Below are 13058 nucleotides of genomic sequence, written 5' to 3' on the forward strand. Positions count from 1 at the left end.
AATTAGTAAATGAGTAATTCTGAAACACCAGAAATCGTAATCTCGAAAACCAAAGAATGGTTAGAAAAGGCAGTTATAGGTTTAAATCTATGTCCTTTTGCTAGGAACGTTTATGTCAAAAACCAAATTCGTTTCGTGGTGAGTGCAGCCTCTAACGAAGATGATTTGCTGAGAGAACTTATTATTGAGATGAAGCATTTGAATCAAACAGATGTTTCAATAACAGATACGACTCTTCTTATTCATCCAGAAGTTCTTCAAAATTTTCTTGATTACAATCAATTTTTGGATGTCGTAGAGAGCGCTTTGGTAGCGTTGGATTTGGAAGGCACATTGCAAGTCGCAAGTTTCCATCCGCAATACCAGTTCGCAGGGACGAGCGCTGATGATATTTCGAATTTCACCAATAGATCTCCCTATCCAATCTTACATCTTTTACGTGAAGAGAGTATTTCAAAAGCTGTTGATTCATATCCAGATGCAGAAAGTGTTCCAGACAAAAATATCGATACTATGAATAAATTAGGAATGCTTGGTTGGAAAAAATTAAATATTCCCAGCAGAACTTGAAAAGCGCTTTTCGAGCTCTGTAAGGTGGAGTTCCTCTAGGATCCACTTGAGTCTATCGGCTTGGCGTTTCCGTGGATTTTCAATTTTTGTGGCAACGATCAATTCATTTTTCATGGAATGCTCAAAGCCTACGAGCTCGGTTGCGGTGACTTTATAGCCGTGAGCTTCTAATCTTAGGCAACGAAGTACATTGGTAATATGACTTCCAAATTCACGTGTATGGATAGGGTGTCTCCAGATTTCGGCAAGGGGACTTGCAAGGTGTTTGGATTTGTTTTCACGTAAATGCTTTGCCACTTCAGCTTGACAGCAGGGGACAAGGACTAGGTGCTTCGCGCTCTTAGCTAAGGCAAAATCAATAGCATCATCGGTTGCTGTATCACAGGCATGAAGAGCTGTAACGATATCTACCTTTTCAGGAATTTTATCAGAAGTGGTAGAGTCGGCGACAGAAACATTTAAAAAGGACATTCTCTCAAATCCCAATTTCGTTTGGAGCTCAAGAGATTTCTTAATGAGTTCGTCTCGCGTTTCAATGCAATAGATTTGTCCTTCCAAAATGGCTTTGTAAAACAGATCGTAAATAATAAATCCCAAATAAGATTTACCGGCACCATGGTCCACAAGGGTGAGTTTTGCATTATTTTTTTGTAAGTCAAAAAGTAGGGGTTCAATAAAATTATAAAGATGATAAACCTGTTTTAGTTTTCGCCTACTGTCTTGATTGATTTTGCCATCTCGAGTGAGAATGTGTAGCTCTTTAAGCAACTCAATGGATTGATCATCTCGCATTTCTTCTAAAGGTTTTTTCATATGAGGATCAATATACAGACAAATGGGGAGAAATGCTAGTTTTGATCAATTTTGCCATTTGGATGGCCTCTAAGTTGCTTAGTAAATTGACTAGATAACAACTATCCCTTTAAGGACCATTATATGCTTAGCCGAGCTATTGTCTTAGTAACAATTTTAAGCGCATCGACTATAGCTTTTGCAGCTGCAAAAGTGAAAATAATGAACCCTGATTGGGGGCTTTTGGTGAGTCCAAAATTTAAAATGGATGGCAATGGCAGTATCTCAAATCCCTATGATTACAGATACAAGCTCACATTTACTTCTAATGAAAGTATAATTTCAAATAATATCAGCATTTCTTATGATATGGATCTTTATGAAGAAATATTTTTTGCTAATGGAAAGATGGCAAAATCAAAGTTAAAGACTCTGTACAATGTAATTGTAAAAAAAATTTCGCAAGTGATTCCTGAATCAATACTTTTAAACGCTGCTGAGGCCAAAAGCCATACTATTGGAGAATCGGGGTTGGTGTATCCGTTTATTCCATTTTGCAAATTAAAAAATTCTTATGCTCAATCAGAAAATTTTATTAAAATTGCTGATAAAAATGATCCAATAGTTTTCGAAAATACTCTCATCACCAGATATGCCGATCGAAATGCAGGAGTTATGATTCTCGCTCTTTCTGGTCACAATGAAGATCTAAATCTTAACATTGATTGCTACGCGCCTACTCGAGATTTAATCAAATTAGATCAAGTCAGTGGAATTTTAAGAAAAATATTCGGTAAAAAAGCTGGCATAACTTTGGTAAATCAGAGCTGAATCAGCTAAGATCACATTGTCTAAAAAGACATTGGTTTATTAGGGTACCTTTTTATTTTATTTCAAATATCTCTCTATTTGCTCGATATCTTTATCGGATATCTGAAATGGAAAGGGTGGCATCATTTTATTCTTCACTAAAAATTCTGCGGTTCCTAGATGTTCTAACTTAAGGGGAGCTCTGATGCCTTTTACAGAGTGACATGGGTTGCAGCTTTTTAGATTCAGGTTCATAGAGAGTAAGCCCATCTTTGATTGAAAGGGAACGCCTTCACTGAACTCTTTTCCTCCTATGCTTTTAATATTTCCATAAGTTTTAATGCGAATATTCCATAGCTGCAGTTGTATTTTATTTTTTAAACTTACATTCAATTGTTTTGAATTAAAATCAGCTCTGATGGCTCTTGGTCCGTTAGAATGACAAGCGTAGCATCTTACTTTGTATGGGATAGATTCGCTCAGGTTATTCAGTTTGAGTTCTCCTGGAGGCAATTGGTAGAATCGTGCTTGATAGGGTTCTTTTGTTTTATCAACTACGATTGCAAGTCTATCCCAGTTCGAAAAATTCTTGTGTAACCCTTCATGGCTTTGCTGCATTATCCAGGTGTCTTTACTCCACCCAAACACAAATTTTATGCGATTAAATACAGGGCCTCCATTCTTTGTTTTTGATTCGAGAGATTGAAAAGTAATTTGGGAGTCTGAACAGGCAATAAAAAATAGGCTCAGAATAAAAACTGCTGAGCCTAAAATAAAAAGTATTATTTTTTCATATAAGATAAATTGTCTTTAGTGCGAAAGCTCATTTTCTTCTAGATACAAAACATCCAATACTTCTATAAAGATTTCACTTAAACCATCGATCATCCACGAGCCTTTCTTTGCGGGGATCGGCTTCACGTCGGGTAGTGTAGCGGCAGAAATGATAATAGGAAGTTGAGCATCCGGAATAGTCGGCGCAGGTTTCAAGATAGGATCTGGGCATGCACCTCTTCCACAAGTGAAGGACATTAACTCTTCTGTCGGCTGACTGACTTTAAGTATGGTATCAAAGCTGGGTTTGCTTTTTATAATATGAGCCGCAAAATATTCATTCTTTTCTCCAAAGACGAGATAATCAACAGAGCTTTCGGCTTCTAGCGGATTTAATTTTTTGGAAAAAATAATTTTATCAACTTGTACAATGACTGTGCCAAGATTGGTACCGCCTCGCTCAAAATGACCTTTATACAGAGCTGCGGTAAATGATTTTTTACTTTCATTCATGATTAATGTTAAATCCATAGTTTCGGGAACTATAGTAAACAAAGTCTGTCCGTTTTTCTTTTTAAGATCATAAAGCTTTAAAGTTTCTGATTGTGGTATATCAGCCAATGATAGCTTCATAATGAGCTGATAATCATGAGGTTTATGAAACATTGGGAGGTGAGAGGCATACGTTGTCTTATCTCCAAACAATAGCATCCCATGAGTAGCAGGTGCGTCTGCCTGAGTAATTGAGCTTATACAGATGATTGATAATAGTGTTAATATTTTATTTTTCATATTCTTTCTCCTTTTTAAATTCGTAATATATGTTCAAGTTTTTTTAATTCTATTGAAAAGTGCTCTTGCGACTCATTCCATCGATAGAGCAATTGTTTTTATATCGCTTACAATCTTATCCAAGCTTTGGATAGCCCTTATTAGATCTTGGTTCTGACTGCGACTTCCGGTCATCAGCTCGACTATTCCTATGTTTAAAACTTTTGCTAGATCCATATAAGGTTCTCCTTGTATTGCTTTTCCATATTCCCAGTCTCTATAGGTAGAAGCCGAAATATTCAATTGTTCAGCGACCTGCTTGAGACTGAGCCCTCTTTTTATTCTTAATCTATTTAATCTCTTCCCCATTGTTTCCATGGAGAGAACTTATAAATTTTTATTAAATTAGTAAAATTAATTGATTTAATATAGTGATCGATATAACTAATGAATATGTCTTTATCCTCAATACAACTGGAAGCGTTCTCTGCCGTTACGCAAACTTTGAATTTCACAAAGGCTGCGGGTATGCTTCATATTACCCAATCTGCGCTATCTCAGAGAATTCTCAATTTAGAATCGGAGTTGGGGACTACCTTATTTATTCGTGATAAATCAGGCATCAAATTAACAGAAGAAGCGCAAGAGTTGATAAAGTATTGTCAGTTTAAAAATCAATGCGAAGACGAATTTGTATCGAAACTTAAAAGCAAAGATGCAAAACAAATTGCGGGGACCCTGCGGGTCGGCGGCTTTTCATCCGTGATGAGATCAATTTTTTTACCGGCGGTCTCAGACCTTCTTTCTAAGAATCCTCTTCTAAAATTACAAATGTTGATTCGCGAAGTGTATGAATTATTTGATCTACTCAAGAGAAGCGAAATAGATTTCATAATCATCAACTCCAATATAGAAAGGGAAGATATAGAAAGTGTTTTTCTGGGATATGAGGAAAATGTATTGGTACAGAAAAAGAACTATTCAGGAGAAAAAGTTTATCTGGATCATGATGAAAGCGACGAGGTTACTTTCAATTATTTGAAAAAATTTGCAAGAAAAAGTAAAAAAATCAAAAGATGTTATTTGGACGACACCTACGGAATATTAGAAGCCGTCAAACTAGGACTTGGTTACGCCGTTTTGCCGAAACATTTAATCGAAAACGAAAAAAACATTGAGGTCATAAATCCTCAGCAGATCTTAAAAATACCTGTCTATCTTTGTTTTTATAGACAACCTTATTACACCAAAATGCATCTTTCGTTGGTAGAGAAGGTGGTTTCTGCTTTCAAAGAAATTTTACCTACTTTCTAGGTATCTCGTGGCTTTTTCTAATATGCATTGAAACATACAAGCTTTTTGATTATATATATCCCCATGTTGATCACTTAATCGGTACCTAAGTGTACGTACTGTCAGGAGAAAAATCATGTCTTCTATATTTAAAAATATAATTTTAATTGTTTCTTTTATTTCTTTTATTTCTTTTATTTCTTTAAATGCCTTTGCAAAAAATGAGAATTCAACTGAGCAATGTATAAAAAAAGCCCAGGCCGTTGCCGTATCTTTAGACGCCATTAACGGTACTTATCATGCGACTCAAGAAGCGAAATCTAGAATTGAAGTGAGCCACAATGAAGCTTCGTTATCCGATGAGGTTATTGTAATCTATACCTTCGGGACTGGTGAGTCCCTATTTGAAGTTGTCATCAAACCGAATTACTTCGAAAAAGGCGATTGCATTTTTCAAAGCGCAAAGCATATCTCACAAGATTAAAATGTTTTCTTTAACCGCGAATATGACTCACGCTGGAAAAATTAATCTTTTAACTGCACTTCGATAGTTTGACCTTGATATTTAAGAACTAGAGACTTTGCTTCTTTTGCAACTTTTTCTTCGGCTAGGCTTAATGTAAACGTTTTTGGAGTATGCTTCACGGCTGGACAAGCCATTTCAGTCCCGCTAACTCTCAAAACTGCCTCACATGTTTCTACAAAATTTTTTGTCAAGCGATCGTCTCGGCAGATTCCGCTTACGCTTAAGCTTCCTGTTATATGGTTGCAATCATACAAAATTGTTACATGCAAATCGTCGCCATCAGCAAAAGCGCTAAATTTTGGAGTTTTAGCTTGAGCTCCCGTCGAAATTAAAATAGCTACGAATAAAAAAAATGATTTCATAAATTTCTCTCCTTGGTTTTTGATACGGATTAAAAATAGGTAACCTTCAAAGGTTTGCCAATGACGGATTCAATAAATTTCAATTTTGGAATCGAAAATATAAAAATGTAACGAGGCAATAACGGTCGTGCCCTATCACAATTACGTGATAGAACTTCGATGGCTGCTAAAGCCTACGGGATTTCAAAGCTAGCAAACAAATCAGGAATCAATTATTTAACAAGCTGACCTGAGTAAAAGCAACAAGGGATTAATCACTAGTAAGATTAGGAACCTCGTATTCTTTCGAAGACGGCTCTGAAAAAAGTGGGATTGTATCTAAGCCTTCTTTAAGGCCTTCCATAAAATCATCCAGTCGATTTTCTAACGGTTTCGCATTAAACATAAATACAAATGGAGCTTTTCCACCAGGATTTCTAGATGAATTCCATGTGAAATCCTGAATTTGTTTTGCCCATCCAGATTTTTCTAATTCTGTCCATACAGCACGAGCAGATTCACTAGGGGAGTTGGTTGAGATAAGTATTCCACCTTTTAAGTAAGCAAGCCGCCCCGCCATAGCATAGAGTGCGGTACCGAGCCCTAATCCACGCGCTTTAGGAAGCAGTTGTATATGGGATGTGTACACTGGGATACGAGTCTTTCCACCAACTCGAGCAAGCCGAATGCGCCCTATGCTTTCTTCTCCACGATAGACTTCAATCAGGAAACTACCTGTAAACTTACCGTACATAGGACCGTACGAATCACTACTGTTCAAGTTTACTTTAAACTTTGCTTCTAGAGCCTCTATTCGAGTAATTAGAGATTCAACGGTTCTACCTGTTTCGGCTACTTTTTCATGCTGAGAAGCAAATAATTCTGCACATTTCAATTGGGCGTGAGCCGTCCTACCAATTATGGTTACACAACTGATCAAAAGTAATACAGCCAGAATCTTTTTAAGTTGAGTTAAAGTTGAGCGTATACGCATGTTATTACTGATTGCAATCCTGGTACACATAACACTTGTTCGATGATCACTGAATCTGTAGCTTATTCGGCCAAAGTTATTGTTCCTTGGAACTCATTACCTAGAAGATGGTTTAGCGTTTCTAAATCTTTTTCAGAAGTAATTTTGATTCTGTAAGAAACTAAATCTTTATTTTCACCTAAACTGACCACCTCTAGTTGAGTTGATTTAAAAATATCTTGAACCTCTTCTTTTGTGCCTGCGAAGATTTTTGAATTCATATTTTTCATTTTTAATGGTCTGATCGGCGTTCATATATATTGAGGTTTTTTGCTTCGACCAGCTTGAAAAAATCTCTAAAGGAACTGGATTGCAGGCCTGTTAAAAGATAAACGCGAAATTTTTTTGTTTTGGATAATTGAACAAGCTTTTGTGTGACGATTTCGCTGGTTTTTGAATTTGTTGGGTTAAACATGTATATGTGATCCGCTGGGGGCAAATGAAGCTTTGCATCTGATAAATTTACAGTGTGAAACTTGACGTTATCAAAACCAAGTGCGGCTGCTGCCTGGTTTGCATATTTCACGCGCTCGCCAACAATTTCAAGTCCTACAAAATTCACATCTGGACGCAAGAAACCAATCAATAATCCCAGACGACCAATTCCTGATCCAAAATCACTGACCAATTGCCCTGGCTTTAAATTCATGGCATCCACCACTTCCAATAGAGCAAACCACGGGGTTTGCTGGCCAGCTCCTGGTGCATACCATATCTCTTCATCACCATATTTTTTTTGGAGCTTAATCTGATCAAGATAGTTTTCTGATTCAAGTTCTGCCTTTAGGTTTTCATCCATTTCTTTAATCTTTAATCCAAAAAGAAAATCCAATAATGCTGCATGCTTTATCAAAGCCTCTCGATTAAGCCCCTTTAAATAAGCGATTCGTTCATGACTTGGACGTGAAACCAAAGCATTTTGTAAAGCCTCTGTATAAGCACGTTCACTTTTATAGAACTGGTCTATAAGTTGCTCTCTGTTCTGCATTGTTCTCTGATACTCGGGCATTTGGTATAAAGTATCTATATCTTCACGGAGTTTATCTTCACGCTGATCGTAACTTTCTTTGAAAGAGAAATATCTTTCAACTAATTCTGATACTGTTTTTGTTGAGAGTTGAAGAATCTCTCCTTTCTCCGCTGTAAAAAGCTGAGCACAAGTCATGGCATCGGCTTTATGGCCATAAAAAGCTATAATGACAACGGCTACAAAAGTTGGCCAAAAACTCTGCTTATTATTGTCTTTCCTGTCTAATTTTTTTACGAAAAAACAATGCCATAATGACTTTAACACCGAATAAAATATCATGTATTTACCCAATGGAAGAAGTATGCCAGTTGAATCACTTGGGATGCGCAGAACGCCAATGAGCGTCCCGGACCTTATTCCCGAGCGAAGCTCGTCATATAACTTTGAGACGGAATTTCTTCAATCGACTGAGGGTATTCGGTGTTCGTATTAGAGCATTTCCAGCTGTCTTCTCCAAAATATTTTACTCCTTTATAGAAAACTTGTTGCGCCAATACATAACAATTATTCCGTGAGAAATTTTTTGATTGATCTGCTTCTTGATCGCATAGGGAATACATATTATTTAAAAACTTATCGTCGCAACCAGCTTTTGTTTTTCCATCTAATACTCCATGATTGTGGTAGCAGAAATCATGTAAGACACAGGCTTTAAAAAACTCCTGACCCAATCCATAAGCGCCAGTGCACCCATTGGTGATTTGTAAATTATTTGATTTGTCTTTCAGTTCACAGAAAAGGCCATCACGAACTTTACCAGACAACGGACAAGTCCATATCTTTGTTAAAGTACCATTCTTGTTTTTACAGAAATTTTCTAATTGTTTTTCATTTGATTGAGGAATTGCCGCAAACACAAAAGTGGAAACAAAATTTAAAACAAACAGCGCTGCTGCAATCTTCATAATCCCCCCTACAGATAAAAACATAGTATATCCCTAAAAGTAGGAGTCAAATGAGTTAAATAGACTAACATATATCTAACGATAGTTTGAAGGGGGGCGGCGAAATCTTTCTGTCAACCAATGTCCGGGTTGGTGTGGTTTTATACAAAATGGTTTCTTTTGATTTTTTTGAAATTGGTTGCGGGAGCCGGATTTGAACCGACGACCTTCGGGTTATGAGCCCGACGAGCTACCAGGCTGCTCCATCCCGCGACAAGTGGTTACCTAGATCGAATGTTATAGGTTATTCAAACCTCAAGGTAAAGCTCTTTTCTTTAAAAACTTTAGTCTTGTTCTTCTTTTAAACATATTGCTAGGGGTTGCACTCCTTTCATATACTTAAAGCCTATGAAATGCCCAGCTTGTAACTCTCAGCTCAAAGAATTCACCGTAAACAATATTCAATTGGATGCCTGCCATTTAGGCTGCGGTGGAGTGTGGTTTGATAATCGAGAACTTAAAAAATTTGATGAGACTCACGAGCCATCCGTGAACTTGGATATTCAGCCCAAGAATGTACAAAAAAATCCACAACCGTACTCTTGTCCAAAATGTGCAAAGATTAAACTCTTTCCAAGATTTTCTAGTGTAAAAAGAAAAGTGCAGGTCGATGAGTGCGCGAGCTGTGGAGGAGTGTGGTTGGATGCTGGTGAAATTTCTGAAATCAGAAATGAATTCTCAACTGAGGCAGATCGCACCAAAGCGGCAGAGGAAATTTTCAATCACATGTTTGATAAGGATTTAGCCAAAGCCCGAGAGAAAACCCAAAAAGAACTTCACAGTACAAAGTTACTTTCAAATGCACTAAAATTCGTTTGTCCCTCGTGGTATATTCCAGGAAAGCAAAAAGGCGGGGCCTTTTAGTTTTTCTGGCCTGCAATTTTATGTAGTTCTTGTCTGGTTATTCCTTGATTTTTTCTCTTTACGCGCGAGCCTCGGATATGGTGATGAGCGCAGTTCTTAGAGCAGGTTTTCAATTCTGGTTTTCCTGAATCTAAACATTTTCCACAAATTTTTTGAGTTTTATCGCAACGAATGCAGCTCACTTGCTTATGAGCCGGCTGTCCGCAATGAGGGCAGAACGTGTACTTTGTGGAGGCATCGAGATTCGTATCTACTGCCACACGACGATCGAAGACAAAGCATTCTCCATCCCATTGATCCGATTGCTTCACGTCTTCAAAGTATTTAAGAATTCCGCCTTCAAGTTGATAAACATTTTCAAAACCTTGTTTCTGCATTTCGATAATCGCTTTTTCACAGCGAATTCCACCCGTACAGTAAATCAGAATTTTTTTGTCTTTATTAATATCTAAACTTTTAAGTTTTTCTGGGAACTCATTGAATTCATTCATGTTGAGGTCTAGCGCTTTTTTAAATTTCCCAATCTCAGTTTCATACCAATTTCTAGTGTCGATAACTAAAGCGTCAGGATCATTTTGCAGAATCTCTTCCCATTCTTCCGGGGTGACATGATTTAAAAATGTTGTTTCAGGCACCACGGAAGTATCGCCAAGAGTTACGATTTCCTTTTTTACTTTTAATTTAAAAGCCCGAAAAGGCATATAGTCGGAAATACTATCTTTGTTGGTGAGTTCACCCACGATCGTATCTTTTGCGATATACTCGCGAAACTGTGCACAACCATCTGCTGGACCTGAGATCGTAGAGTTCACACCCTCAGTTCCTAATAGAAAAAGCCCTCTGATTTTTAATTCTTCAGCTTTTTTCTCAATCTTTTCCTTGAGTGCCGGGAGATCTTCTCTGTTCAGAGAAACGAACTTATAAAAGGCACTCACAAGATAACCTTTTTGAGCGTTTGAATTGTTTGATTGAGATTGGTTTTCCATAGATGAAGGAATATAAACAATCTTGAGCCACCATGTCAAATTCGAAAGTACCTTTACTTAGCGAGAATAAACTCCATGAAATTACTCCAAGGGTGACTTTTAAGTGGCTTAGGCATAAAACTTAAAACTCATGCAACATCCTTTTGAAGTCAAAAATTTAAAGAAAACCTATGGTTCCAAAAATCACCAAACTCAAGCACTTAAGGGCGTAAGCTTTCAGATGAATGAGGGCGAAGTTTTTGGTCTTTTAGGTCCCAACGGTGCGGGCAAAACCACTCTCATTTCCATCCTCACTGGCCTCGAGCAGGCGACAGAAGGGCAAGCATTTATTTTTGGCGAAGACGTCTCCAAAGGACTTCAGTCCACGAAATCTCAAGTTGGAATTGTCCCGCAAGAATTAGTGAATCATGGATTTTTTTCTATCAATGAAGTTTTGGGTTTTCACTCTGGTTACTACGGGATCAAAAAGAACCAAGAATACATTGATTACCTTTTAGGTAAATTGGGCCTACTTCCACATAAAGGGAAAAAGGTGAGAGAGCTGAGTGGAGGAATGAAGAGAAGATTTCTCATTGCCAAGGCTCTCGTCCACAAACCCAAACTTTTAATGTTGGATGAGCCAACGGCCGGTGTAGACATTGAGCTTAGAAATTCCCTTTGGGAATTTGTGGAAGAATTAAACAAGAACGGAACCTCTGTTTTGCTCACCACTCACTATCTCGAGGAAGCGGAAAAACTTTGTCACCGAGTGGGAATCATTCATCAAGGCGAACTGAAGGCCGTAGGGAAAACCAGCACGCTCATCAAAGACCTCACGCAAAGAGAAGTATTGATTTACTTCAAGGAAGCTACAAAAATTGAAAGCATTTATCTTAAAAAACAAACGGAAAACATGATGGCTTTTCAAATCCCTTCTCACATGGAATTGGGTGAACTCATGGCCAAATTGAAATTGGATCTCACCAAGGTGATCGATGTCAAAATCAGAGAGGGAAGGCTGGAAGATGCTTTCTTAAGTATTCTTGGAGATAAAACAAAAAATGGAAATACAAGATGAGACCTCAAGATAATATCAAGCGAGAATTAAATTTAACGCCATTCCAAGCTCTCTTCAAAAAAGAAATCATGAGATTTTGGAAAGTCGTAGGGCAGACGGTGTTTACGCCCTTGGTGAACGCAAGTTTATATCTATTGATCTTCGGCGTGAGTTTAGGAAAAAGCATCACTCTTTCCAGTGGAATTTCTTATTTGGCTTTCTTGATTCCTGGATTGGTGACCATGGCGACTCTCAACAACGCTTTTCAAAATACATCGAGTTCTATTTTGGGCTCAAAATTTCACGGAGACATTATTGATCTCAAAGTCGTTCCTTTAACTTTGAATCAAATTGTCTCGGCTTTCAGTCTTGGAGCCATTGTTCGAGGTCTCACGGTGGGTGCGATTACATTCATGGTGAGTGAAGTATTTTACTTTGCTACGATGGGTGAATTTTTAAGCATCGCACATCCATTTCAGCTTTTATTTTACCTTACCGTCGGCGGTGTAACTTTCGGCCTTTTGGGTGTTATTGTGGGTTTTTGGGCAAGAAATTTTGAACAAGTCAACGCTATTGGTGGTTTTGTTCTTTTACCGCTCATTTATCTTGGAGGTGTGTTTTATTCACTCGAAAATCTCCATCCCTTCTGGCAAAAAATTTCACAGATGAACCCACTGCTTTATTTCGTGAACGGCGTACGCTATAGCATTCTCAATCACTCGGATGTCCCGGCTGAAAAGGCCATGATGATATCTTTGATCAGCGTTGTAGTCCTCTACTTCCTGGCTCGAAGAAGCATTCAAAAGGGATCTTTCCAGAAATGGTAAATTTCCGAGTGGATTAGATAAACCAATTTGGGTAGTTGGTTTATTTGTGGGAACTTAACTGTGGGGGCAGTTCGTGGGGAATTTTCGTCTTGGTTTTTTAAAAATCATTTTAGGTGTCGCTCTATTCTTTTCTTTAAATTCTAATTTTGCATATGCTAAAGTGTCTTGCGAAAGTCTTTTTTCAAGAATCGAAAGACAAGAGCTGCCGGTTGCACAAGCTACAAATATAGCATCTGCTGTTGGTTTAAGAGAAAATCCTAAACTCAAAATCGTCACATGGAATGTTTTCAATCTCAAAATTCCAGAAATAGAATATCCTATTGATTCTGAAGCTTATATTAATACGTCGAAAAACCAGCGTATGAAATTTGCTAAATCTGAAGATATGTTACTGGAAATGAAACGAGTATTTGATGAATTGGATGCGGATATTTATGTGCTCCAAGAAGTTTTTAGCAAAG

Annotated in this window: 18 protein-coding genes and 1 tRNA gene; 8 read left to right on the top strand and 11 right to left on the bottom strand. The window is 37.7% G+C overall.

Features of this window, described 5'->3' with window-relative positions; all coding sequences use genetic code 11:
• The first annotated feature begins 9 nt into the window (after positions 1 to 9).
• Positions 10 to 570, top strand: a complete 561-nt coding sequence (locus V4596_09190) for a DUF1415 domain-containing protein (protein MES2769309.1) — start codon at positions 10 to 12, stop codon at positions 568 to 570.
• Here the strand turns inward: V4596_09190 and V4596_09195 are convergent.
• Positions 547 to 1383, bottom strand: coding sequence for an SAM-dependent methyltransferase (locus V4596_09195; protein MES2769310.1), 837 nt, complete (start codon positions 1381 to 1383; stop codon positions 547 to 549). The genes V4596_09190 and V4596_09195 overlap by 24 nt on opposite strands.
• Before the next feature lie 123 nt (positions 1384 to 1506).
• Between V4596_09195 and V4596_09200 the strand changes: the two genes are divergently transcribed.
• A complete protein-coding gene (locus tag V4596_09200; protein MES2769311.1) occupies positions 1507 to 2193 on the top strand; it encodes a hypothetical protein in 687 nt (228 codons plus the stop codon).
• Positions 2194 to 2250: 57 nt separating this feature from the next.
• On the opposite strand, the gene V4596_09205 is transcribed toward V4596_09200, so the two are convergent.
• The 3 genes from V4596_09205 to V4596_09215 form a co-directional block, all read right to left on the bottom strand.
• Positions 2251 to 2790: a cytochrome c gene (locus V4596_09205; GenBank protein ID MES2769312.1), complete on the bottom strand. Its 540-nt coding sequence runs from the start codon at positions 2788 to 2790 to the stop codon at positions 2251 to 2253.
• A gap of 192 nt (positions 2791 to 2982) precedes the next feature.
• A complete protein-coding gene (locus V4596_09210; protein ID MES2769313.1) occupies positions 2983 to 3738 on the bottom strand; it encodes a hypothetical protein in 756 nt (251 codons plus the stop codon).
• A gap of 72 nt (positions 3739 to 3810) precedes the next feature.
• Positions 3811 to 4095, bottom strand: coding sequence for a helix-turn-helix transcriptional regulator (locus V4596_09215; GenBank protein ID MES2769314.1), 285 nt, complete (start codon positions 4093 to 4095; stop codon positions 3811 to 3813).
• Positions 4096 to 4170: 75 nt separating this feature from the next.
• Between V4596_09215 and V4596_09220 the strand changes: the two genes are divergently transcribed.
• Entirely contained in the window at positions 4171 to 5031 is an 861-nt protein-coding gene (locus V4596_09220; GenBank protein MES2769315.1) for a LysR family transcriptional regulator, read from the top strand.
• A gap of 115 nt (positions 5032 to 5146) precedes the next feature.
• Entirely contained in the window at positions 5147 to 5494 is a 348-nt protein-coding gene (locus tag V4596_09225) for a hypothetical protein (protein MES2769316.1), read from the top strand.
• A 41-nt stretch (positions 5495 to 5535) separates the two neighbouring features.
• On the opposite strand, the gene V4596_09230 is transcribed toward V4596_09225, so the two are convergent.
• The 6 genes from V4596_09230 to V4596_09255 all read right to left on the bottom strand — a co-directional run bounded on the left by V4596_09230 (position 5536) and on the right by V4596_09255 (position 9097).
• On the bottom strand, positions 5536 to 5898 hold the full coding sequence (locus tag V4596_09230) for a hypothetical protein (GenBank protein MES2769317.1): 363 nt from the start codon (positions 5896 to 5898) through the stop codon (positions 5536 to 5538).
• A 250-nt stretch (positions 5899 to 6148) separates the two neighbouring features.
• Positions 6149 to 6871, bottom strand: a complete 723-nt coding sequence (locus V4596_09235) for a hypothetical protein (GenBank protein MES2769318.1) — start codon at positions 6869 to 6871, stop codon at positions 6149 to 6151.
• Positions 6872 to 6933: 62 nt separating this feature from the next.
• The gene (locus V4596_09240; protein MES2769319.1) at positions 6934 to 7140 is read right to left on the bottom strand and encodes a hypothetical protein; all 207 of its coding nucleotides are present in this window, start codon (positions 7138 to 7140) and stop codon (positions 6934 to 6936) included.
• Positions 7141 to 7142: 2 nt separating this feature from the next.
• The gene (locus V4596_09245; protein ID MES2769320.1) at positions 7143 to 8231 is read right to left on the bottom strand and encodes a class I SAM-dependent methyltransferase; all 1089 of its coding nucleotides are present in this window, start codon (positions 8229 to 8231) and stop codon (positions 7143 to 7145) included.
• Positions 8232 to 8293: 62 nt separating this feature from the next.
• Positions 8294 to 8845: a phospholipase A2 gene (locus tag V4596_09250; protein MES2769321.1), complete on the bottom strand. Its 552-nt coding sequence runs from the start codon at positions 8843 to 8845 to the stop codon at positions 8294 to 8296.
• A 175-nt stretch (positions 8846 to 9020) separates the two neighbouring features.
• Positions 9021 to 9097, bottom strand: a tRNA-Met gene (locus V4596_09255).
• Between the two features lie 135 nt (positions 9098 to 9232).
• Between V4596_09255 and V4596_09260 the strand changes: the two genes are divergently transcribed.
• Positions 9233 to 9748, top strand: a complete 516-nt coding sequence (locus V4596_09260; GenBank protein MES2769322.1) for a zf-TFIIB domain-containing protein — start codon at positions 9233 to 9235, stop codon at positions 9746 to 9748.
• On the opposite strand, the gene V4596_09265 is transcribed toward V4596_09260, so the two are convergent.
• Positions 9745 to 10734, bottom strand: coding sequence for a rhodanese-like domain-containing protein (locus tag V4596_09265; protein ID MES2769323.1), 990 nt, complete (start codon positions 10732 to 10734; stop codon positions 9745 to 9747). The genes V4596_09260 and V4596_09265 overlap by 4 nt on opposite strands.
• A gap of 130 nt (positions 10735 to 10864) precedes the next feature.
• Here V4596_09265 and V4596_09270 point away from each other — a divergent pair, with 130 nt between their 5' ends.
• The 3 genes from V4596_09270 to V4596_09280 all read left to right on the top strand — a co-directional run.
• A complete protein-coding gene (locus V4596_09270; GenBank protein MES2769324.1) occupies positions 10865 to 11791 on the top strand; it encodes an ABC transporter ATP-binding protein in 927 nt (308 codons plus the stop codon).
• Complete coding sequence (locus tag V4596_09275) at positions 11788 to 12597, top strand: ABC transporter permease (protein ID MES2769325.1); 810 nt, start codon at positions 11788 to 11790, stop codon at positions 12595 to 12597. The genes V4596_09270 and V4596_09275 overlap by 4 nt, the downstream gene beginning before the upstream one ends.
• A gap of 73 nt (positions 12598 to 12670) precedes the next feature.
• Positions 12671 to 13058, top strand: a 388-nt coding sequence (locus V4596_09280; protein ID MES2769326.1) for a hypothetical protein, incomplete at its 3' end; no start/stop codon positions are given.

Source organism: Bdellovibrionota bacterium, from assembly GCA_040386775.1.
Lineage (GTDB): Bacteria > Bdellovibrionota > Bdellovibrionia > Bdellovibrionales > JAEYZS01 > JAEYZS01.

Bases quoted from the DNA above. Each gene is read 5' to 3' on its own strand.
- V4596_09190 (MES2769309.1), top strand. From the start codon at position 10: ATGAGTAATTCTGAAACACCAGAAATCGTAATCTCGAAAACCAAAGAA.
- V4596_09195 (MES2769310.1), bottom strand. From the start codon at position 1,383: ATGAAAAAACCTTTAGAAGAAATGCGAGATGATCAATCCATTGAGTTG.
- V4596_09200 (MES2769311.1), top strand. From the start codon at position 1,507: ATGCTTAGCCGAGCTATTGTCTTAGTAACAATTTTAAGCGCATCGACT.
- V4596_09205 (MES2769312.1), bottom strand. From the start codon at position 2,790: ATGCAGCAAAGCCATGAAGGGTTACACAAGAATTTTTCGAACTGGGAT.
- V4596_09210 (MES2769313.1), bottom strand. From the start codon at position 3,738: ATGAAAAATAAAATATTAACACTATTATCAATCATCTGTATAAGCTCA.
- V4596_09215 (MES2769314.1), bottom strand. From the start codon at position 4,095: ATGGAAACAATGGGGAAGAGATTAAATAGATTAAGAATAAAAAGAGGG.
- V4596_09220 (MES2769315.1), top strand. From the start codon at position 4,171: ATGTCTTTATCCTCAATACAACTGGAAGCGTTCTCTGCCGTTACGCAA.
- V4596_09225 (MES2769316.1), top strand. From the start codon at position 5,147: ATGTCTTCTATATTTAAAAATATAATTTTAATTGTTTCTTTTATTTCT.
- V4596_09230 (MES2769317.1), bottom strand. From the start codon at position 5,898: ATGAAATCATTTTTTTTATTCGTAGCTATTTTAATTTCGACGGGAGCT.
- V4596_09235 (MES2769318.1), bottom strand. From the start codon at position 6,871: ATGCGTATACGCTCAACTTTAACTCAACTTAAAAAGATTCTGGCTGTA.
- V4596_09240 (MES2769319.1), bottom strand. From the start codon at position 7,140: ATGAAAAATATGAATTCAAAAATCTTCGCAGGCACAAAAGAAGAGGTT.
- V4596_09250 (MES2769321.1), bottom strand. From the start codon at position 8,845: ATGAAGATTGCAGCAGCGCTGTTTGTTTTAAATTTTGTTTCCACTTTT.
- V4596_09260 (MES2769322.1), top strand. From the start codon at position 9,233: ATGAAATGCCCAGCTTGTAACTCTCAGCTCAAAGAATTCACCGTAAAC.
- V4596_09265 (MES2769323.1), bottom strand. From the start codon at position 10,734: ATGGAAAACCAATCTCAATCAAACAATTCAAACGCTCAAAAAGGTTAT.
- V4596_09270 (MES2769324.1), top strand. From the start codon at position 10,865: ATGCAACATCCTTTTGAAGTCAAAAATTTAAAGAAAACCTATGGTTCC.
- V4596_09275 (MES2769325.1), top strand. From the start codon at position 11,788: ATGAGACCTCAAGATAATATCAAGCGAGAATTAAATTTAACGCCATTC.